Source organism: Acidovorax sp. Root275 (genome assembly GCF_001428965.1).
Classification (GTDB): domain Bacteria; phylum Pseudomonadota; class Gammaproteobacteria; order Burkholderiales; family Burkholderiaceae_C; genus Acidovorax; species Acidovorax radicis.
The window spans coordinates 733,799-754,667 of sequence record NZ_LMJH01000008.1 but is presented as its reverse complement, the minus strand read 5'-3'; the positions used below and the strand labels follow the sequence as shown (position 1 = coordinate 754,667).

The 20,869-nt window shown below is 63.6% G+C and carries 18 protein-coding genes; 11 read left to right on the top strand and 7 right to left on the bottom strand.

Annotation, left to right across the window (positions count from 1 at the left end):
- Positions 1 to 85: 85 nt before the first annotated feature.
- Both ASE52_RS13505 and ASE52_RS13500 read right to left on the bottom strand, forming a co-directional pair.
- Complete coding sequence (locus tag ASE52_RS13505; RefSeq protein WP_057226728.1) at positions 86 to 1,282, bottom strand: FAD-binding oxidoreductase; 1,197 nt, start codon at positions 1,280 to 1,282, stop codon at positions 86 to 88.
- A 23-nt stretch (positions 1,283 to 1,305) separates the two neighbouring features.
- Positions 1,306 to 2,841, bottom strand: coding sequence for an aldehyde dehydrogenase family protein (locus tag ASE52_RS13500; RefSeq protein WP_057226724.1), 1,536 nt, complete (start codon positions 2,839 to 2,841; stop codon positions 1,306 to 1,308).
- Positions 2,842 to 3,077: 236 nt separating this feature from the next.
- Here ASE52_RS13500 and ASE52_RS13495 point away from each other — a divergent pair, with 236 nt between their 5' ends.
- Positions 3,078 to 3,995 carry a LysR family transcriptional regulator gene (locus ASE52_RS13495; RefSeq protein WP_192425960.1) on the top strand — a complete coding sequence of 306 codons (918 nt, stop codon included), beginning with the start codon at positions 3,078 to 3,080 and terminating at the stop codon, positions 3,993 to 3,995.
- 93 nt (positions 3,996 to 4,088) lie between these two features.
- Here the strand turns inward: ASE52_RS13495 and ASE52_RS13490 are convergent, their stop codons facing one another.
- From ASE52_RS13490 to ASE52_RS13475, 4 genes are all read right to left on the bottom strand, one after another.
- Positions 4,089 to 6,122 (bottom strand): acyltransferase family protein, encoded by a 2,034-nt coding sequence (locus ASE52_RS13490; RefSeq protein WP_057226722.1) that lies wholly within the window; start codon positions 6,120 to 6,122, stop codon positions 4,089 to 4,091.
- An 11-nt stretch (positions 6,123 to 6,133) separates the two neighbouring features.
- On the bottom strand, positions 6,134 to 7,633 hold the full coding sequence (locus ASE52_RS13485; protein ID WP_198928105.1) for a sensor domain-containing diguanylate cyclase: 1,500 nt from the start codon (positions 7,631 to 7,633) through the stop codon (positions 6,134 to 6,136).
- A 245-nt stretch (positions 7,634 to 7,878) separates the two neighbouring features.
- On the bottom strand, positions 7,879 to 8,511 hold the full coding sequence (locus ASE52_RS13480; RefSeq protein ID WP_140426231.1) for a GNAT family N-acetyltransferase: 633 nt from the start codon (positions 8,509 to 8,511) through the stop codon (positions 7,879 to 7,881).
- Positions 8,512 to 8,566: 55 nt separating this feature from the next.
- The gene (locus ASE52_RS13475) at positions 8,567 to 8,953 is read right to left on the bottom strand and encodes a TipAS antibiotic-recognition domain-containing protein (protein WP_057226713.1); all 387 of its coding nucleotides are present in this window, start codon (positions 8,951 to 8,953) and stop codon (positions 8,567 to 8,569) included.
- A gap of 273 nt (positions 8,954 to 9,226) precedes the next feature.
- On the opposite strand from ASE52_RS13475, the gene ASE52_RS13470 reads away from it, so the two are divergent.
- Complete coding sequence (locus ASE52_RS13470; RefSeq protein ID WP_010463663.1) at positions 9,227 to 9,832, top strand: WHG domain-containing protein; 606 nt, start codon at positions 9,227 to 9,229, stop codon at positions 9,830 to 9,832.
- Between the two features lie 9 nt (positions 9,833 to 9,841).
- A complete protein-coding gene (locus ASE52_RS13465) occupies positions 9,842 to 10,639 on the top strand; it encodes an alpha/beta hydrolase (protein ID WP_010463660.1) in 798 nt (265 codons plus the stop codon).
- Positions 10,640 to 10,771: 132 nt separating this feature from the next.
- Here the strand turns inward: ASE52_RS13465 and ASE52_RS13460 are convergent, their stop codons facing one another.
- Positions 10,772 to 11,638, bottom strand: a complete 867-nt coding sequence (locus ASE52_RS13460) for an IclR family transcriptional regulator (RefSeq protein ID WP_010463658.1) — start codon at positions 11,636 to 11,638, stop codon at positions 10,772 to 10,774.
- A 286-nt stretch (positions 11,639 to 11,924) separates the two neighbouring features.
- Here ASE52_RS13460 and ASE52_RS13455 point away from each other — a divergent pair, with 286 nt between their 5' ends.
- From ASE52_RS13455 to ASE52_RS13415, 8 genes are all read left to right on the top strand, one after another.
- Complete coding sequence (locus ASE52_RS13455; RefSeq protein WP_057226710.1) at positions 11,925 to 13,031, top strand: ABC transporter ATP-binding protein; 1,107 nt, start codon at positions 11,925 to 11,927, stop codon at positions 13,029 to 13,031.
- Positions 13,028 to 13,900, top strand: a complete 873-nt coding sequence (locus ASE52_RS13450) for an ABC transporter permease (RefSeq protein ID WP_057226707.1) — start codon at positions 13,028 to 13,030, stop codon at positions 13,898 to 13,900. Before ASE52_RS13455 ends, ASE52_RS13450 begins: the two co-directional genes overlap by 4 nt.
- Positions 13,901 to 14,085: 185 nt before the next feature.
- Positions 14,086 to 14,880, top strand: coding sequence for an ABC transporter permease (locus ASE52_RS13440; protein WP_057226702.1), 795 nt, complete (start codon positions 14,086 to 14,088; stop codon positions 14,878 to 14,880).
- A 15-nt stretch (positions 14,881 to 14,895) separates the two neighbouring features.
- Complete coding sequence (locus ASE52_RS13435; protein ID WP_241776999.1) at positions 14,896 to 15,192, top strand: (2Fe-2S)-binding protein; 297 nt, start codon at positions 14,896 to 14,898, stop codon at positions 15,190 to 15,192.
- Positions 15,189 to 16,601 carry an NAD(P)/FAD-dependent oxidoreductase gene (locus ASE52_RS13430; protein ID WP_057226697.1) on the top strand — a complete coding sequence of 471 codons (1,413 nt, stop codon included), beginning with the start codon at positions 15,189 to 15,191 and terminating at the stop codon, positions 16,599 to 16,601. Before ASE52_RS13435 ends, ASE52_RS13430 begins: the two co-directional genes overlap by 4 nt.
- Entirely contained in the window at positions 16,598 to 17,758 is a 1,161-nt protein-coding gene (locus tag ASE52_RS13425) for an FAD-dependent oxidoreductase (RefSeq protein ID WP_057226695.1), read from the top strand. Before ASE52_RS13430 ends, ASE52_RS13425 begins: the two co-directional genes overlap by 4 nt.
- Before the next feature lie 62 nt (positions 17,759 to 17,820).
- A complete protein-coding gene (locus ASE52_RS13420; RefSeq protein ID WP_010463644.1) occupies positions 17,821 to 18,894 on the top strand; it encodes an ABC transporter substrate-binding protein in 1,074 nt (357 codons plus the stop codon).
- A gap of 185 nt (positions 18,895 to 19,079) precedes the next feature.
- Positions 19,080 to 20,129, top strand: a complete 1,050-nt coding sequence (locus ASE52_RS13415) for a cytochrome c (protein WP_010463642.1) — start codon at positions 19,080 to 19,082, stop codon at positions 20,127 to 20,129.
- The last annotated feature ends 740 nt before the right edge of the window (positions 20,130 to 20,869 follow it).

Below are 20,869 nucleotides of genomic sequence, written 5' to 3'. Positions count from 1 at the left end.
AAAATTGCCATGTCGTTGTCTCCTGATGTGTTGTGGTTGGCAGGTTGAGAAAAGGGTGAGGGAAAACTGGCGGTACCGACGGTGCTCAGATCACGTTCTTTTCAAGCAGCGGCGCGTTGCGCGCAATGCGCTCGATGGACAGCGGCGACAGGTCCAGGCTCTGGTAGCCGCCCGTCAACATCCACTCCGCCAGGCCACGCCCCACGGCCGGGCACTGCTGCAGGCCGTGGCCCGAAAAGCCGTTGGCAAACACCAGGTTGTCGCACGCCGGGTGCAGGCCCACGATGGCGTTGTGGTCAAAGGTGTTCATCTCGTAGTAGCCCGCCCAGGCGCCCTGCATGCGCAGCGCTTCAAAGCCAGGGATGCGCTCGGCAAGCAGGGGCCAGATGTGGTCCTCGAACGCTGCGTACTCGGGCTCCAGCGGGGCAAAGTCGGCGTCGTTGTCGGCGTCGGGCGCAAAGCCGCAGATAAAGCCCTTTCCCTCCGGCCGCAGCCAAATGCCGCTTGTGTCGATGAGCAGCGGGCAGCCCGGCAGCGCTGCGGGGCTGGCCAGATTGAATACCGTGCGGCGTTTACCCACCACGGGCAAATCAATACCCGCCCAGCCCGCTATCGCTGCAGCCCACGGGCCGCCGGCATTCACGGCGTAGCGGCAAGGCAGCACGGCGCCGCTTTGCAGGCGCACCGCGTTCACATGCAACACGCCATCGCCAAAGACCGTATCCAGGCCCACGGCCTCATCGGCCACATAGCGCACACCCTGGCTCTGCGCCTTTTTTCGCAACGCGGTCAGCAGCAGGTAGCCGTCGAACCAGCCCTCGCCCGACAACCCGAGCGACCCCAGCGCCACGTCCTGCAGTGCCAGCCACGGAAATCGCCCGGCCAGCTGCTGCGGGCTGAGCAGCGCCACGTCGGCACCGTACTGCTTTTGCAACGCATGGTTCTCGCGCAGCGTGGCCTCGCCTGCCTGCGTGGCCAGGTACAGGTAGCCGCCTTCGTGCAAACCGATGTTGGGCACATCGCCGTTGCAGGCCAGCAGCGTGCCCACGTTGCGCAAGAAGCCGATGCCAAACGCCGAGATCTGGATGTTGATGTCCGTCGAGAACTGCTGGCGGATGGAGCTGGCCGACAGCGCCGACGATGCACGTGCATAGGTCGGGTCGCGCTCAACCACCACCACCTCGCAGCCCGGTTGCTGCAGCGTGAGGAAGTACGCAATGGCGCTGCCGATGACACCACCGCCAATGATGACGATGGGGTGTGAGTCCTTAGCAATCAACATGAACGGGGCAACCAGCGCGTGGGTTACACGTCAAACGTCACGCCCTGCGCCAGCGGCAGTGCGATGGAGTAGTTGATGGTGTTCGTCGCGCGGCGCATGTAAGCCTTCCAGCTGTCCGAACCCGCCTCGCGGCCACCACCCGTTTCCTTCTCGCCGCCGAACGCGCCGCCAATCTCGGCGCCGCTCGGGCCAATGTTCACATTGGCAATGCCGCAGTCCGAGCCTGCGGCCGACATGAACAGCTCGGCCTCGCGCACATTGAGCGTGAAGATGGACGAGGACAGGCCGGCACCCACGGCGTTGTTCATGGCAATGGCTTCGTCAATGGTGCCGTAGCGCACCACGTAAAGGATGGGCGCAAAGGTTTCGTGCAGCGCGGGGCCTTCGTGTTTTGTCAGTTCCACCAGTGCGGGGCGCACGTAATACGCTTCGCCACCACCGATGCCTTCCACACGGCCACCACCGTGCACCGTGGCGCCCAGCGCGCGGCTTTGCTCCAGCGCCTTTTGCATGCCGTCAAAGGCGGGGCGGTCGATCAGCGGGCCCACCAGCGTGCCGGGCGTGCGCGGATCACCCACCTGCACGTTGGCGTACACCTTGGCCAGCTGGGGCACCAGCTGGTCGTAAATGCTTTCGTGCACAAACAGGCGGCGCAGCGTGGTGCAGCGCTGGCCCGCCGTGCCCATGGCGGCAAATGCAATGCCGCGCAGTGCCAGATTCAGGTCGGCCGTGGGCGCAACAATGGCCGCGTTGTTGCCGCCCAACTCCAGAATGCCGCGCGCAAACCGCGCTGCAAGGCGCGGGCCCACGGCGCGGCCCATGGCGGTGGAGCCCGTGGCCGACAGCACGGGCACGCGGGCGTCATCCACCAGCACCTCGCCAATGTCGCGCTGGCCCACGATCAGCTCCAGCAGGCCTTCGGGTGCGTCGCTGCCAAAACGCGCAATGGCGCGCTGCGCAATCGCGTGCGTGGCCAGGGCCGTGAGCGGCGTTTTCTCCGACGGCTTCCACACCACCGAATCACCACACACCAGCGCCAGCGCCGCATTCCACGACCATACGGCCACCGGGAAGTTGAAGGCCGAGATCACGCCGCACACGCCCAGCGGGTGCCAGGTTTCCATCATGCGGTGGCCGGGGCGTTCGGTGGCAATCGTCAGGCCGTACAGCTGGCGCGACAGGCCCACGGCAAAGTCGCAAATGTCGATCATCTCCTGCACCTCGCCCAGGCCTTCGGACGGGATCTTGCCCGCCTCGATGGTCACCAGCAGGCCGAGGTCCGCCTTGGCGGCGCGCAGCTCTTCACCCAGCAGGCGCACCAGCTCACCCCTGCGCGGTGCCGGCACATTGCGCCACGCCAAAAAGGCCGCATGCGCGCGGCCAATGGCGGCCGTGGCATCGGCCGGGCTTTGCTGTGGCACCTGGGCCAGCACCTCGCCCGTGATGGGCGAGCGGGCAGCCAGCGTGCCGCCGGTGTACGCGGCGCGGGGCACGCCCAGGCGTTGCAGCAGTTGATCGACTTCGGTCACAAGGAGGGTGGCGGCAGAGGTGGCAGGCATGGCGACTCGCAAAGGTCAGGAAGGCGGGGGAAGAAGGGAAAAGCGGATGAAGAAAGCACCCAGCGAATACGCCAATATCCGCCAATCTCGCCGTGCTGGATAGCAAAAAAATGGAACTACTTGATCACAAATGAGAATGAAGTATCTGAAAATATCAGGACTACGAACGCTTATCAATTGAGCGCCCGTGGCTAAAAAGATGTAATTTTTGCCACCGCCAATCATTCCCCCTACGCATGACCCTGCTGCGCCGCACCTTCCTGCCCTCCACAGCCGACCTGCTGGCCTTTGAGGCAGCAGCACGCCACCAGAGCGTGTCGCGCGCGGCGGAGGAACTGCACCTCACCCAAAGCGCCGTATCGCGCCAGATCCGGCAGCTGGAAGATCAACTGGGCACTGCCCTCTTCCACCGCGTGCGCCAGCGCGTGGTGCTGACCGATGCGGGCCGCGTTTATGCCGCCGACGTGCAAAACGTGCTGCAACAGCTGTCGGCCAGCACGCAAAAAACCATGGCGTTCTCCAGCACCGACGGTCTGCTCAACCTGGCCGTGCTGCCCACGCTGGGCACGCGCTGGCTCATCCCGCGCCTGGGCGGCTTCATGGCGCTGCACCCCGAAGCCATGGTCAACTTCTCGGCCCGCACCGAGCCCTTTGACTTTGCGGGCACGCCGTTTGACGCTGCCATCCACTTCGGCGCGCCGCACTGGGCGGGCGCCGTGTGCGAATACCTGATGCACGAAGAAACCGTGCCTGTGTGCAGCCCCGCCTACCGTGACCGCCACAACATCCACACCCCGCAGGATTTGACCCGCGTGGTGCTGCTGCAGCAAAGCACCCGCCCCACGCAGTGGGCCGAATGGTTTGAGCTGGTGGGCGCCCCCACGGCCCTGGCCCTGCGCGGCCCCCAGTCCGAACACTTCGCCATGATTGCCCAGGCTGCCGTCTCCCACCTGGGTGCTGCGCTGCTGCCGCGCTTTTTGATTGAGCAGGAATTGGCGGCGGGGAGCTTGGTGGAGCTGTCAGACCAGGTGCTGACGAGCACCGATGCGTACTACCTGGTTTACCCCGAGGCGCGGGCGCAGACGCCGTTGGTGAAGGCGTTCAGGGATTGGGTGGTGAAGGAGTGCCACGCACTGCCGACCGCTGCAGGATGAGCCGGTGGAAAGATGCAGCCCGCCACCGCAGGCAAGCCAGCCCGACCACGGGGCCGGTGCGCCGAGACAAGGGAGCCCCTCCGCATCGGGATTTCAGGGCGCCAGCATGTCTGGGGCATGAATTTTGGCCCACCGGGCAAACTCCTCGATGACCAGTCTGCTGGCAAATTCTGAATAATGCGAATATTCATCCCTGAAAGCGGGCATGACAGGGAGCTTGAATTGGCACACACGTGCATCGCAAAAAACCGTGTTCTGATCGAATACCAGAACATTGGGATTGGTTTTGAGAATTGACCCCATCAGCCGATGGAAATTATTCGCTATTTCAGCATAATCATCCACAGAAGCCAGGCAGGTTTTTTCAGTTTCCTTCAGGGGCCGCGCGTAGCAGCCCTTGATATCGTATTTCAGCCTCACATGCGGGCTAAAAACAATGACTTTGATGTTATTTTTTTCGAGAAAATCAATTCTTTTTCTCAGTCTTTCCAGGTAGCCTGGATCGGTGTTGTGGCGAACGCCACCGATGACCGCATATCGGATTGAATTCTCTTTCACAACAAGATGGTTGATGAACTCCTGCTGATCAAACCGCCTCTGGCCAGAACAGGGCAAGGAAGTCAGCTCGGTGGTTGGGTCAGACCTTTCAACCCAGCCGGCATCGCAAGTCCCGATGGAGAGCACCGAATGGTGCTTGAACTCATCATTCAAGGCAAAACCCGGATAGAGATGGTTGGCAAAGCTACTGCCCAACAACAGCAGGGTTGGCTTTTCCGGGCTATTGGCCATGCAAAACCACCAGCCATATTTTTCGGTGTCCGCAAAAGGATACTTTGATTCGCAGAGGTCATTTTTTGCAAACTTCCACAACGGCCCCACAAATTGGGCATTGATGGAATTCATTTTGACCACATGGCTCCTTGATTTGACGCCATCGCTGTCGTAGACGATATATCCAGCACCGCCAATGGTGACCATCAAAGCCACCAGCGCCACCACTTTCCATGGACTGCACCGGCCCAGCCGCACCGGGTGCTCCACCAGGCGATAAGTCAGCCATGCCAGCACCACAGACAGAGCGACAGCCGCAATGCGGACATCCCGGCTCGGCACTTCACCTTCCACAATCCGCGCGAAGGAAAGCAGGGGCCAGTGCCACAAATACAATGGAAAACTGATCAAGCCCAACCAGACTGCGATTCTGTTCGACAGTATTTTCCTGTTGATCCATGCGCTTGACCCCGCTGAAATCGTCAACATGGTCCCCAGCACAGGCACTACCGCCCAAACACCTGGGAAGTTCATGTTTTTATCGATTCGCCAGAACCCATACGCCAGCAACAACAAACCCAGCAACGACGATACGTTCAACAAAAACCCATCGCGGGGTTTGATTTTTTGGTAGTGAACGGCGATGGTTCGCCAGCCATGGAGTCCAACCGCCCACCTTCCGCACACATCCTTCCCATAAAGAAAAAACCAAGCCAGCAGGCTTCCACAAAGAAGCTCCCAGAATCGGGTTTGAGGTGAATAAAAAGTCGTGATGGCATTTTGCCCTGCACCTTTTATATTGAGCGCAAAGGATAAAATCGCGCACACCACGGTGATTGCGAAGAGATTGAATTTGCACTTCCAGGCCACCCAGAGCAGCACGGGCCAGACAATGTAGAACTGCTCCTCGATCCCCAGGCTCCACAAATGCAGCAAGACCTTGGTTTCCGCAGAGTTGTCAAAATAGCCTGCCTCCCCCCAAAGCACAAAATTGGAAACAAATCCAACGCCTCCCATGACGTGCTTGCCCAACTGCTTGTATTCATCTGCCCATAACGTAAACCAGCCAAAGGCAAGGCAGGCTATCAAGACCAATAGAAGCGCCGGAAATATGCGCCGAATGCGGCGCGCATAAAATTCAGAAAAACTGAAAACCTTTTTGTCCAGGCTTTCAAAAATGATGGAGGAGATCAGATAGCCAGATATCACGAAGAAGATATCGACGCCAATGAATCCACCCCCAATCCAGGAGGGAAATGCGTGGAAGGCCACCACCGAAACAACCGCGATGGCCCTCAAACCATCGATATCCGGGCGGTATTTGGGGTGCGATAGGGGAACATGTGGCACTGTCATTTTCTGTCCGCTCAGGCCTCCACCCGATTGCGGCCTGAGGCCTTCGCCCGGTAAAGCATGCGGTCCGCCGCCTCGATCAACTGCCGCTCGCTGCCTTCCCCATAAGAACCTGCCATGCATGCGGCGCCCACACTGACCGTGACATGCCCGAAGGCGCTGGCGCCGTGGCGGATGGCCAGGGCTTCAATTCGCTCACGCACCACCTCTGCAACGACCTGCGCGCCTGGCAGGTCGGTGTTGGGCAGGATGATGGCCAGCTCCTCGCCCCCATAGCGCGCCACCAGATCCCCCGGGCGCTTTGCGTACTGCACCAGGCACTTCGACACCGCCTGCAAACAGGCGTCGCCCTCCACGTGGCCGTAGGTGTCGTTGAAGCCTTTGAAGTGGTCGACATCGATGAGCAGCAGGGACAGCGGAGTGCCTTCTCTGCCGGCGCGGCGGCACTCCACATTCAAGGTTTCATCAAAGCAGCGGCGATTGGCCAGGCCTGTGAGCTGGTCTTGCGCAGCCAGAGCTTCGAGCTTCTGGTTCACAGCCATCAGGTCTTCTCGCGCCGCTACCAGCGAAGCCTCGGCACGGGTGCGGCGGCGGATGTCGATCAGCAGATGCCACCCAATGGCCGTGATGCCCAACAACAAGGCCCCCACGACACCTGTGGTGAGCAGCGCCTGGCGCCGCCAGCGGCTCAGTGCTTCTTCCTTGCCCACTGCCACGGTGGTGATCAGGGGGTAGCGGTCGTTCTTGCGGTAGGCGTACAACCGCTGCGTTCCGTCGATGCCGGATTTGAACGCGGCGGTGCCGGACACCGCGCCCGAGTAGAAGCGCTGGAAGTTGGGAGACTTGGAGAAGTCGCGACCCATGTCCTGCTCGCGGTAGGGGTAGCGCACCAGCATCTGCCCGCCGGTGGTAGACAGGCCGATGGCCCCCTGCGTGCCCACGTCGATCTTGCCAAACAACTCCAGGAAATCCTTGATGCCCAGGCTCACGACCACGACACCGGCAAAGCGCTTGTCATGGTCGTCAAAGCGCCGGCTGACGGTAATGACCCAGTCGCCCGTGGAGCGGCTTTGGATGGCGGGTCCGATAAAAGGCTCAGGGGATGAATTGTCCCGGTGGTGCGCAAAGAAGGCCCTGTCCGCCCCACTCGCATGGGCTGGTGCGGGGCCGATGGAGGACATCAGCCGGTTGCCCGCATGGTCGTAGATGGCCATGCCATTGAGCTGGTTGAGCAGGTGCTCTTGCCGGCCAATCAGCCGTTGCAGGCGCTGCAGATGCCCGGGCTCCGTCCCCTCTTCTTCAAGGCGCTCGACGATGCCCAGAAGCAGCATGGCACTTTGGGTGATGACGCCTTCCGTGTAGGTGTTCAGGGTCTGTGCCAGGTTGAGGTTCTGGGTGTCGATTTCGGCCAGCGAATGCTCTCGTGCCGACCATATCTGCCAAGCGGTGGTGGCAGACACCGACAGGTACACCACCACCAGCAGCAGCGCAGCCCAGCGAACATCACGCTTCATTATTTATTGCCCTCTCGCACACCAGCTTCCTTGCCAGTCCCTGCCGGACGAGCCAGGGATCGCACAGGATTCGTCCTCGCTGGGTGGCTTGTTTCTCCCTATTGCCCAACGATACTACGTGATCAATGACAGCCCCGAATCGGGGATGAGCGGGCAGATCATCGCTTTGCCAGGCAAACCATGACCCATGGCAATTGAGTGCAGGGCTTGCGAGAAAGTAGGCGCGCTGGCAACCACCGCCGCCATCAGGATGGAGGCCTTGCATCGCGCGCCATCAGCCAGTACGTGCGGCCCAAGACGGGCTCAACGCACTCCGTCTCGCTGGTAAACCCCAGGCGCCGGTAGAACGGAAGACTGAGCGGGTTGAAGGTTTCCAGATAGCAGGCTGTGCCTGCCAGGTCTGCGCGGACCAAGGTCGGCAGAATCAGCCGCTGCGCCAGGCCCTGGCCACGGGCCGCCGGGCGCACGCCCAGGATCGACAGATACCAGGCGTTGTGCAGATTGCCGGGCACCTGTTCTTCCATGGCAGCGGCGATGCGCTGGTAGTTGTCGAAACCCAGGGGCCCCAGGCACCGGACCAGGCCTTCGGCGCGCAGTGCGCTGTGCATGGCCTTCTCGCTGGCGGTGGCCCGGTTCGTGATCCAGAATGCTGCCCCGTCGGGGCCTGCCTGCAGCACCTCGCCGACGGCACAAGCCTCGTCCATGGCCAGCGCAAAGTAGTGGGCCAGCACCCGGTGCCGTAGTGCAGGGGCTGCCGCGTGGTCGATGGTGACGGCCTGATAGAACGGGTCATCCATCAACGCCTCGGCCAGAGATGCACACACCGGTACGGGCTCCGGCGGTGAATGCGGTGCGGGTGGTGCAGAGAGGGGTTGCATGGGCATTGAGAACGCGTGGCCAGCATGGCTGTGGCGGGCGGGCCAGACCGGGAATTCAGACCAGGTTCTGCTGGGCATAGGCGTACACCGCCCCGCCCAAAAACTCCACCAGACGGGGATGGTAGGTATTGTGAAACGCCTTCATTTCGGCGTTGTCCGCGTAGAACAGCGCGGTGCCCACATAGGCCTCGCGCGAGGGCACGTAAAAGCGCGAGACGATGGCAAAGTGTTTTGCCATCAAGGCCTGGATGGTGGGAGACGCAGGCTCGTTTGCATCGATCAACGGCGCCAGTTCCTTGTAGAACGCATCGAAGTCGGCATGCGCCTGGGGCTTGTCCACGTGCGCCCAGTTGTTGGTGCTGGCCAGGGATTGCTCCTGCTCAGCCCGTTGTGCGGCGCGGCATTGGTCGAGGTATTCGGGAGTGGCTTGCTGGAGACCCATGGTGTTTGTTCTGTTTTCTTGAAAGTAACGGGAGGGCCGCAGCGCGCACCGTTGCCGATGTGCAGCCGACCCAAAGGGAGCGCGGACTATAGCGGTGCATCCGTGTGGCACACCACCGCATTGACAATGCCGTGCTTTTTGAACCACAGGGCGGCCGCGTCAGTGCCCACAAGAAGTAGGCGGCATCACAGCGGCCCACAGGCACATTCATTTGATACTTGCACCAATTTAATTTACATCGTATATTTACACTGTAAATTACACGGAGATGCAATGCCAAAGGCTTTGACGGAAGCAGAGGTTCAGGACTTTCGCCTCCGGCTACTTTCAGTGGCTGAGCGTGCATTTGCCGATCACGGCGTCGATGGTGTCTCCGTGCGGCAGCTTGCGCAGGAGTTGGGCTGCAGCGCGATGACGCCCTACCGGTACTTTCGCGACAAGAACGAAATCCTGGCCGCGGTCACCGCGGCCGCACTGGACCGCTTTTCAGAATCCCTGGAGCTTGCCTTTGCCACGGAGACCGGCGCCTGGGAGCGTTCAGCCGCTGTGCGACAGGCATACCTCGGCTTCGCGTTTGAAAACCCCAGGGCCTACAAGCTGATGTTCGACCTTCCGCACCCTGACGTGGCGGGATTTCCGGACCTGGCCCGTGCCGCTCTGCGTGCCGAGCAGATCATGGCCGCACCCATAGAGCTTCTGGTGAAAGGCGGCTTCCTGGCCGGAGAATCCCGACTTCTAGGACGGATTTTCTGGAGCGCCATCCACGGAGCCGTTTCGCTGCAGTTGGCTGGAAAACTCGATTCCGACCCGGCCTTCGAACACGTTCTTGAGAACATGCTGCGCTTCCTCGTCGCGGGCGCCAGTGCTGATCACCCATAAGGAGCCGGAATGTTGAATGTCGATGGAAACCAGGTGCACCTGGTGGACAAGGGCATAGGCCCCCCGGTGCTATTTCTGCACGGCAATCCAGACACCTCCGACGTATGGAGTGGCCTCATCGAACATATCCAGTCGGAGCACCGGTGCCTTGCACCTGATCTGCCAGGCTACGGGCGATCCATTGCTGCGCAGAACTTCAACTGCTCGCTGGAGCACCTGGCGGGGTTCGTTGACGGGCTGGTCCTCCAGGCAGGGCTGACGGAGCCGCTCCATCTGGTGGTCCATGACATTGGCGGCCAATTTGGCTTGGCGTGGGCCGTCAAGTGGCCTGAAAAGGTCAGATCGCTCACCATCTTCAACACGGCGTTCTCGCCGGACTACCCATGGACAACGCTGCACAAGATCTGGCGCACGCCCCTCATCGGCGAACTGGCCCAGCGCCTAACAAGCCGCCGAGCCTTCACGCGCGAGATGAAGAAAGGCGCCAGCCGGCTCACCACCGCGCAAATCGATCAGATCTACGACCGGATCACCCCCGCCATGAAGAAGATGGCGCTGCGCTTTTTTCGCGCCAGCGAACTCTCTCACTTCCAAGGGTGGGACACGCAGCTGCGCGATCTTGCATCTCGCATTCCCTCGCAGGTGTTGTGGAGCGATGACGACCCCTACATTGCCCCCGCGTTCGCGGATCGCTTCGGCGCGCAGGTGGTGCGCCGATATCCGGGCTATGGACATTGGCTCGCGCTGGAGGCGACAGACCTTGTGGGTCGTGAGTTGAAAGCGTTTCTCGCGCGGACACGCAGTTGACGCCAGGGGGCGCGGGTCACCTGTCGCTTGGAGGTTAACCACGCACCCGTACACGTCCTTTGGAATAACTTTTTTGAACTGTTTGTGAGATCGGCGATTGACTCAAAACAGCGTCCCTGGAGCCGCTTCCCATCAATCCCTTTGCGTGGAGGTTGCCATTCCAACAGGGTTGATCTGCCGTTCGCCACTCCCGCCTGACAGACTTTGCGCCGGTCTTCTCAATGTCGCATCAAACGGATTGATCTTCGGCCCAATCGCCGCGGCCTCACGCTTGAGCAGTTCCACCACCGTGGGCATGCGGTCGGCGCTCAATCGGTCCGCAATCGTGCCCACACTCAGCGCGGCCACGGCGCGGCCTTCGCGGTCGCAGATGGGCACAGCCACACCAGCCATGCCTTCGAGCAAGCCGGTGTTGCGGCCCGCGTAGCCCAGCTGGCGCACGCGCTCGATTTCGGTGCGCAAGTAGACCTCGTCAAACACGCCGTACTCGCGCACGCGCGAGAGGTTGAAGCGGATGACCTCTTCGCGCTCGGCCTCGGGCAAGAAGGCCAGGATGGCCAACGCGCCCTGCCCCACGCCCAAGGCCACGCGGCCGCCGATGTCGCCGGTGAACGACCGGATGGGGAACGGGCCTTCGCTGCGGTCCAGGCACACGGCATCGAACCCGCTGCGCACCAATAGAAAGATGCTGTCGCCCAGGCTGGCGCACAGGCGCAGCAGCACGGGGCGGCACAGGCTGCGCAGGTCGCCGGGGTTGCCCGCTTTGGCGGCCAGGGCGAAGAAGTCCATGCTCAGTCGGTAGAGCTTGCTGCGCTCGTCCTGCTCGACCATGCCCTCTGCCACCAGCGATTGCAGCAAACGGTGCGTGGTGCCCTGCGTGAGGCCCACTGCACGCGCCAATTGGGTGACTCGCCCGCCCTCGGCCTGCACGGCCGACAGGGCCCGGATGACGGCAAACACCCGGGGTACGCCGCCGGTGGCGGTTGATGCGGCTTCCATACATCGCTCCTGTGGAATTTTGTGTTCAAACCGAAGGCATGATATTTCATTGAATGGAATAAATTCAAGAAAAATTCTGTTTAATGGAATACCCGAAGCGCTCTGGTTTGTTTATTGCAATAGATTCAATCGAATCGAGCGGTTGTTTCAAACTTTGCGAGGCGATTGCACCACCCCGGTGCAAACACTCAAAAGCCCCGCAGCCCATCCATGCAACTCCACAAGCAGGTGGCACGCACAGGCTCCAGCCAACCCGCGCAGTGCCACCACCGGAAAGGCTTTCGCCATGTCGTTTCTCAAGCTCACGGATGTGACCAAGTTCTATGGCAGCACCTGCGCGGTGCAGGTCATGAACCTCACGGTGCAAAAGGGTGAATTTGTGTCGCTGCTGGGGCCTTCGGGCTGCGGCAAGACGACCACGCTGCAGATGGTGGCGGGGTTTGAGGCGGTGACCAGCGGGCGCATTGAGCTCGATGGCAAGGACATCACGCACGCCAAGGCCAACACGCGCGGGCTGGGCATCGTGTTCCAAAGCTATGCGCTGTTCCCGCACATGACGGTGGCGGCCAATGTGAGCTTTGGGCTGGAGATGCGCAAGGTGCCCAAGGCTGAGCGCGCCGAGCGCGTGGCCCAGGCACTGGCGCTGGTGCACCTGGAGGCGCACGCCACGCGCTACCCGCGTGAGTTGTCGGGCGGGCAGCGCCAGCGCGTGGCACTGGCGCGCGCGCTGGTGATCGAGCCGCCCGTGCTGCTGCTGGACGAGCCCCTGTCCAACCTCGACGCCAAGCTGCGCGAAGAAATGCAGTTTGAGCTCCGGCAGATCCAGCGCAAGGTGGGCACGACCACCATCATGGTCACGCACGACCAGAGCGAGGCCATGTCCATCAGCGACCGTGTGGTGGTGATGGAGGCCGGCCGCGCCACGCAGATCGACCACCCGCACCGCGTGTACGAATATCCGCGCACCCGCTTTATCTCCACCTTTGTGGGCAAGGCCAACCTGCTGCTAGGCAAGGTGACCCATGCGAGCGGCACCCACACGCAAGTGGCGGTGGGCGCGCTCGTAGTGGAGGTGGACGGCGCCCGCTACCGCCCCGGCGCCGCCGTGTTGCTGAGCGTGCGGCCTGAAAAAGTGCAGTTGGTGCCCGCCGTGCAGGGCCGACTCGATGGTCAGGTGTGCGAGCGTTTCTTTCTGGGCAGCCAGTGGCTCTACCGCATCGGCACGCCTGTGGGTGACCTGATGGTGCTGACCCCCAACGACGGCCGCCCCGACCTGGCCGAGGGCGAGCGCACGGGCGTGGACTGGCCCGACCACTGCATGCGCCTGCTGCCCGCCGATGAGACCGCCCTGGCCGAGCCGGAGGCCAAAGAAATCGCCGAGGTGGCGCCATGAACCTGGCCACCACCTTGCTGCACAAAAAGGCCGCACCCTGGTGGCTGTCAGGCCCGGCGCTGCTGCTGTTCACGATGCTGCTGCTGGTGCCGCTGGCGCTCACGGCGGTGTTGTCGTTCAACGCGTTTGACCCGGCCACGGGGGTGAAGGCGGGTGAGTTCACGCTGGAGCATTACGCCCATGTGTTCACCGATTCGTACTACCACACGATCTTCTGGCGCACGTTCTGGATTGCCGGGCTGGTCACGCTGATCTGCGTGGCGATTGGTGCGCCCGAGGCCTACATCCTGAGCCGCATGGGCAACCCGTGGCGCTCCATCTTGCTGCTGGTGGTGCTGGCGCCACTGCTGGTGTCGGTGGTGGTGCGGGCCTTTGGCTGGAGCATGCTGCTGGGCCCCGAGGGGCTGGTGAATGGCGCACTGCAGTGGCTTGGCATTGGCCCCGTGAAGATGCTCTACACCGAGATTGCCGTGGTGATTGCGCTGGTGCATGTGATGCTGCCCTTCATGGTGATCCCCGTGTGGACATCGCTGCAGAAGCTGGACCCGGGTGTGGAGAACGCGGCCCTGTCGCTGCAGGCCACGCCGTTCACCACGTTGCGGCGCATTGTGTTGCCGCAGGTGCTGCCAGGCATTTTGTCGGGCAGTTTGATCGTGTTTGGCCTGGCCGCCAGCTCGTTTGCCATCCCCGGCCTGCTGGGCGGGCGGCGGCTGAAAATGGTGGCCACGGTGGTGTACGACGAGTACCTGCACGAGCTGAACTGGCCGCTGGGCGCTGCCATTGCGCTGACGCTGCTGGTGGCCAACCTGGTGGTGATGCTGAGCTACAACCGACTGGTTGAAGGCCGGTACAAGAAGTCTTTAGGGTGAACATGACCACCCCCAAGCTCCATCACTTCGTGTATTCGCTGCCCCCCAAGGGGGCGCAGGCCTCCCTTGGGGCGGCCCGGCGGGAGTCAATCCGCGAAGCCCCCACGCTCCATCACTTCGTGTATCCGCTGCCCCCCAAGGGGGCGCAGGCCTCCCTTGGGGCGGCCCGGCGGGAGTCCTGATCTATGCAAAAAAACGGCCCTCTCGCCCTCGCGTTCAACGCGCTGGTCATCACCTTCATGCTCGCCCCGCTGCTGGTGGTGTGCATCGTGGCGTTTACGCCGCACAACACGCTGACGCTGCCCACCACCGAGTTCTCGCTGCGCTGGTTCAAGGCGGTGTTCGAGCATTCGGACTTTGTGCAGTCGTTTTGGAACAGCCTGTGGCTGGCGCTGGCATCGGCCACGCTGGCCACGGTGCTGGCCGTGCCTGCGGGCATTGCCATCACGCGCTATGAGTTTGCGGGGCGCGGCTTTCTCAACGGTCTGTTTCTGTCGCCGCTGATCATTCCGCACCTGGTGCTGGGCGTCGCCCTGCTGCGCCTGTTTGCGCTGCTGAGTGGCACGGGCAGCTTTGGCTGGCTGGTGTTTGCGCATGCGCTCATCGTCACGCCCTACACGCTGCGGCTGGTGGTGGCGGCGCTGGTGGGGTTTGACCGCAGTGCCGAGCACGCCGCCCTGTCGCTGGGCGCGAGCCAGGCCACGGTGTTCACGCGCATCACGCTGCCGATGATTTTGCCGGGCGTGACGGGCGGCTGGATGCTGGCCTTCATCAACAGCTTTGACGAAGTGACCATGTCGATCTTTGTCACCTCGCCCAGCACGGTGACGCTGCCGGTGCGCATGTACATGTACGCCACCGAGTCGATTGACCCGCTGATGGCCGCCGTGTCGGCCCTGATGGTGGCCCTGACGGCCTGCGCGATGGTGTTGCTGGACCGGGTGTACGGCCTGGACCGCGTGCTCGTGGGACGTAAATAAATGGGCGCGACTTTCATGACCGTGAAACCTGCCCTGCTCCACCGCGTGGCCGAAAAAGATCGGGCCTCCATACCCTTCATGCTCGACGGCGAACCTGCCACCGCGCTCGAAGGCGACACGGTGTTGACCGCCATCCTCACCCACCGCGCCCAGTTGCGCCGCAACGAGTTCAGCCACGAGCCGCGTGCTGGGTTTTGCCTGATGGGCGCATGCCAGGACTGCTGGGTGCTGACTGCGAGCGGTGAGCGGCTGCGGTCTTGCGCCACCTTTGTGAAAGCAGGCATGCAGCTGACCACCGGGGAGCCCGCATGACCGCTCCCACCTTGCAACCGGTGATCGTCGGCGCAGGCCCGGCAGGCATTCGCGCCGCGCAAACCCTGGTCGCACACGGTGCGCGGCCCGTGCTGATTGACGAGGCCGCGCGCGGCGGCGGGCAAATCTACCGCCGCCCGCCCGCGCACTTTGCCCGCAGCCCACAAACGCTGTACGGCACCGAGGCCAAGCGCGCCACGGCATTGCACAACACGCTGGATGGTCTGGACGCCCACATCGACTACCAACCCAACAGCCTGGTGTGGAATGCCCAGGGTGGCTTGCTCGATGTGCTGCACGGCCCCACACAGACCACGCGCACGGTGCCCTACGGCCAGCTCATCGTGGCCAGCGGCGCCACCGACCGGGTGCTGCCCATGCCGGGCTGGACACTGCCCGGCGTGTACACGCTGGGCGGCGCCCAGGTGGCGCTGAAGTTTCAGGGCTGCACCATTGGGCGCAACGTGGTGCTGATGGGCACCGGGCCGCTGCTGTACCTGGTGGCGTACCAATATGCCAAGGCTGGCACGAAGGTGGCCGCGGTGCTGGACACGGCCCGGTTTGCAGACCAACTCGCAGCCCTGCCCGGCATGCTGACGCAGCCCGCCGTGCTGGCCAAGGGCCTGTACTACGTGGGGTGGCTGCGCGCGCAGGGCGTGCCGGTGCGCACCGGTGTGCGGCCCGTGCGCGTGCAAGGCGACACACGGGTGAACGCCGTGGTGTGGAGCGACGGGAACACCGAGCACACCATGCCCTGCGACGCCGTGGGCTTTGGCTACGCACTGCGGTCCGAGACCCAACTGGCAGACTTGCTGGGCTGCCGCTTTGCCTGGGCCCCGATGCACCGCGCCCACCTGCCCGAGCGCGACAGCGCGGGCCGCACCAGCGTGGCGCGTGTGTACCTGGCGGGCGATGGCGCGGGCATCATGGGCGCCGATGCAGCCGAATGGGCGGGCGAGCGCGCCGCGCTGGCACTGCTGGCCGACCACGGCGTGAAGGTAGATGCCGCACGTGCTGCGGACCTGGAACGCAAGCTCAAAGGCTTGATGCCTTTCAGACAAGGACTGGAACGCGCCTTCCCCTTCCCCACCGACTGGGCGGCCCATGCGCCCGATGCGCTGGTGGTGTGCCGCTGCGAAAACATCACGGCGGGCGAGCTGCGCGCCTGCGCCCGCGACACCGGGGCCGACGAAATGAACCGCCTCAAGGCCCTGACCCGCGTGGGCATGGGCCGCTGCCAGGGCCGCATGTGTGGCGTGGCTGCGGCTGAAATCCTGGCCCAGGCCACCGGCAAGCCGGTAGAGCTGGTGGGGCGCCTGCGTGGACAAGCGCCCATCAAGCCGATTCCGATCCATCTGCAAGCACATGCCGCTGAACCGCACCACGCCCCGGCGGAGGCCACCGCATGACCGCCGCCACCCGAACGATTGACACCGACGTCGCCATTGTGGGCGGCGGTATTGTGGGCGCGTCGGCCGCACTGGCGCTGCGCCGCAAGGGCGTCAGCGTGGTGCTGCTGGAGCGCGACCTGTGCGGCTCGCGATCGAGCGGCGTGAACTACGGCGGCGTGCGCCGCCAAGGCCGCCCTGTGAGCCAATTGCCGCTGGCGCAGCGCGCCCACCAGGTGTGGGCCGACCTGCCTGCGCTGATTGGCACCGACGGCGAATACCAGCGCAGCGGGCACTTCAAGATCGGCCGCAGCGAGGTGGACATGGCCTCGCTCGAACACTACGCCGCGCTGAGCCACGATTTTGACCTGGGTATCCAACTGATCTCGGGCGCCACACTGCGCAAGCGCTGCCCCTGGCTGGGCGGGCGCGCGGTGGGTGGATCGCTGTGCCCCGATGACGGGCAAGCCAACCCGCGCCTGGTGTCGCCCGCCTTTGCGCTGGCCGCAAAACGCGCGGGCGCGCAGATTCTGGAACGTACACCCATGACGGCGGTGGAGCACGACGGACACCAGTTCACCGTGCGCTCGGGCAACGCAGTAGCGGTGCGTGCACCAGTGCTCATCAACTGCGCAGGCGCCTGGGCGGGTGCCTTGGCTGCGCAGTTTGGCGAGGCAGTGCCCCTGCAGTCCGGCCACCCCGCCATGGCGGTGACGGAGCCACTGCCGTTCTTCATGCATTGGAGCCTGGGCGTGGAAGGCGGCGGCATCTACTGCCGCCAGGTCGCACGCGGCAACCTGGTGCTGGGCGGTGGCGCCGGTGTGGCGCTGGATGCCGACCGCGCCCGCTCGGAGCGCAGTGCCATTGCGGCCCTGGCCGTGCAGGCGGTGGAGCTGTTGCCCGCGCTCAAAAACGCACACTTCATCCGCACCTGGAGCGGCACCGAGGGTTATCTGCCCGACCGCCAGCCGGTGCTGGGCCAGAGCCGCACCACGCCAGGTTTGATCCACGGCTTTGGTTTTGCAGGCGCAGGTTTCCAGATTGGTCCCGCCGTCGGAGAGGTGCTGGCCGAGCTGGCACGCGACGGCCGCAGCACCACGCCGATCGAGGCCTTTTCGATCGAGCGATTTCTCTCCACCACAGCGGCGCAAGTGGCCACTGCTGCGGCCGCCCACTGACCAGACACGCCACCGAACAAGCCCTGAAAGCCCCCTTCCCTCCCCCACTGAAAGGAATCACCATGACCACCTTCACCCATCGCCACGCAGGCTCCGCGCGCCGCAAAATCCTGGCCGCTGCTGCGCTGGCCGCTGTCACCACGGCCGGTATCGCCACCGCGCAGACGAAAACGATCTACATCGGCATGAACGGCGGCACCATGGAGAAGGCCTACACGCAATACGTGTTCCCGGCGTTCGAGAAGCTGCACGGTGCGAAGGTGGTGGTCGTGCCCGGCACTTCTTCGGACATCCTGGCCAAAGCCCAGGCCAACAAGGACAAGCCGCAGATGCACGTGATGTTTCTGGACGATGGCGTGATGGTGCGCGCCATGGGCATGGGCCTGTGCGAGAAGCAGCGCCCCAACCCACACCTGAACGACATCTACCCCGCAGCCCGCTTCAAGGACGACCTGGCCAGCGGCGTGAGCCTGGGCATGACGGGCATCGCCTACAACACCAAGATGTTCACCGAAAAGGGCTGGGCCGCGCCCACCTCATGGATGGACTTTGCGGACCCCAAGTACAAGGGCAAGGTGGTGTTCCAGTCCATGCCCTCCTCATCGTTCGGCCTGCACGGCTTCCTGATGTTCAACCGCATCCAGGGCGGCAACGACAAGAATGTGGAGCCGGGCTTCAACAACTGGGCCAAGACCATTGGCCCCAACGTGCTGGAGTACATCCCCAGCTCGGCCAAGATTTCCGAGATGGTGCAGACGGGTGAGGCCGCGCTGTTCCCGCTCACGCCCACGGCCGTGGCCGCGCTCAAATCCAAGGGCATTCCGGTGGAATACGCACAGCCCAAGGAAGGCTCGGTGGTGCTGATGACCGGCCAGTGCGTGATCGCCAAGAACAGTGAGCCCGAGCTGGCGCAAAAGCTTGCTGAATTTTTGCTGAGCCCGCTGGCACAGGCCAACGTGCTGCAGTTTGGCGCGCAGATCCCCACCAACCCCAAGGCCCCCGCCGTGGGTGAAGGTGCGGCCCAGGTGGCGCAGATCAGCCAGTGGATGAAAAACGCCGTGACGCTGGACTGGGATAGCGTGAACGCCAACCGCCCGGCCTGGAACACGCGCTGGAACAAGGCCATCGAGCGCTGAGCACCGGGGCGGTTGACGCACGCCCCGCCACACCGGAGCGCCGTTTGTGACATATGTCACCGGCTGCGCCACACCCTGCGGTGGGAGGGTGTCACAAACCGCTTCTTCGAATTCAGAATCCGGCGCCTGAACACGTGAATTCGTTCGTTCAGTCAGTCATTCATTCGAAGAAGAGGGATACCACCATGAAACGCTGGATCAAATGGACCGCTGGCAGCGCGCTGCTGCTGGGCGTCATCGTTGCCGCCACGGCGGCCAGCGGCCTGTATCTGGCCGAGCAAAAGCGCAACCGCTATATCGACATCAAGCCACGCCCCGTGGCTTACACCACCGACACGCAAACCATCGAGCGTGGGCGCTATCTGTATGCATCGCGCGGCTGCACCGATTGCCACGGCGCGCAAGGCACGGGCCGCGAGTTTGTCAACGACGGCAAGGGCACGCGCATCGTGGGCCCCAACATCACCCCCGCTGGCGTGGTCGCCCGCTACCAGCCCGAGGACTGGAACAGCGTGATCCGCCACGGCGTCAAACCCAATGGCCGCCCGCTGCTGGTGATGCCCAGCGAGGACTACAACCGCTTCACCAACGACGACCTGAACGCCCTGGTGTCGTATGTGCGCCAGTTCAAGCCCCAGGAGGGCACGCAGGCGGTGGTCGATCTGCCCCGCCCCGCCTGGGTGCTGTACGGCCTGGGTGCCATCCCCGATGCGGCCGCGCGCATCGACCACCAGCTGGCCCCTTCGCGCCCCGTGCCTGCGGGCGTGACGCTGCCCAACGGCCAGTACGTGGCCAACATGTGCATCGGCTGCCATGGTGCCAACCTGGCGGGCGGCAAGATCCCCGGCGGCCCACCCGACTGGCCGGCCGCCGCCGACATCCGGCCTGGTGCCGACAGCGCCATGGCCCGCTACCCCAACGCAGCCAGTTTTGTGGCCATGCTGCGCACCGGCAAGCGGCCGGATGGCACACCGATCCAGGTGATGCCTTTTGAGTCGCTGGGGCAGTTGAGTGATGTGGATGCGCAGGCGCTGTATCTGTTTTTGACGGCACCTGGGGGGAGTGCGAATGCGGCGGGTTCCGGAGCAGGTGCCGGCCATGCACCGGCCCGTGGGGATGTGGGGCTGGGGGGTGCTGTCGATGCACATCTGGTGCGGGTGGAGCAGCCGCAGGGGCAGCAGCATCGACCGTCGAATGTGCCTTCGGTTTCTTCGGGGTTGCGGATGCCGGGGTGATGATTTTCGTCTTGGTTTTTTTGGTGTTTTTGGCTGCTGGCGCTTATCCATAATGCGCTAGCAGCTATTGTTTTTATAGCGTCCGTGTGATCTTCGACCGTTCGGGCTTGTAGAAGCCTGGGCACGCTCGTTCGCTGAACTGTGCGGCGTGCCTGGATTGAGGGCGGAGGCCGGGATGTGCGCCCGGCGGCGCAGTAACTTTCTCTTGGGTCGCCAAGAGAAAGTCACCAAAGAGAAGGCGACCCTGCTGTCTGCGACCCCTTCGCTGCGCTACGGGGCAACCTGGGGTGCTCGGTCACGGGGTGCACCGCAGAACTCGCTGCGCGCCTTTGGCGCTCCGCTCGGACAACTGCGGTGGTTCAGTTCACGAAGCATGTGTGTCCTTCGGCACACATGCCACCCCGCGCCCTGCGCGCCCCAGGCGCATCCAGAAGGGAACCCGCAGCCGGACATCCATTCGGGCCGTCGCTGCGCTCGGCCCAAGCTACGCAGCGCGTGGCGCTTGCGCCCGCGAGATGGGCCGAGCGAAGCAATGGCCCGTGGGGCTGTTTGGATGTTCGGCTGTCCAACCCCCTGCTGGCTGCGCCTGCGGCGGGGCGGTTGCGGGGTGGCATGGGCGTCGGAGCGCCCATGCTTCGTGCTCTAGCTCGCCGTGGTTGTCCGAGCGGCGCGCGCCAGCGCAAAGCGAGTTCCACGGCGCACCCCGCAACCGCCCCGACGCAGGTTTGCCCCTTCGCACC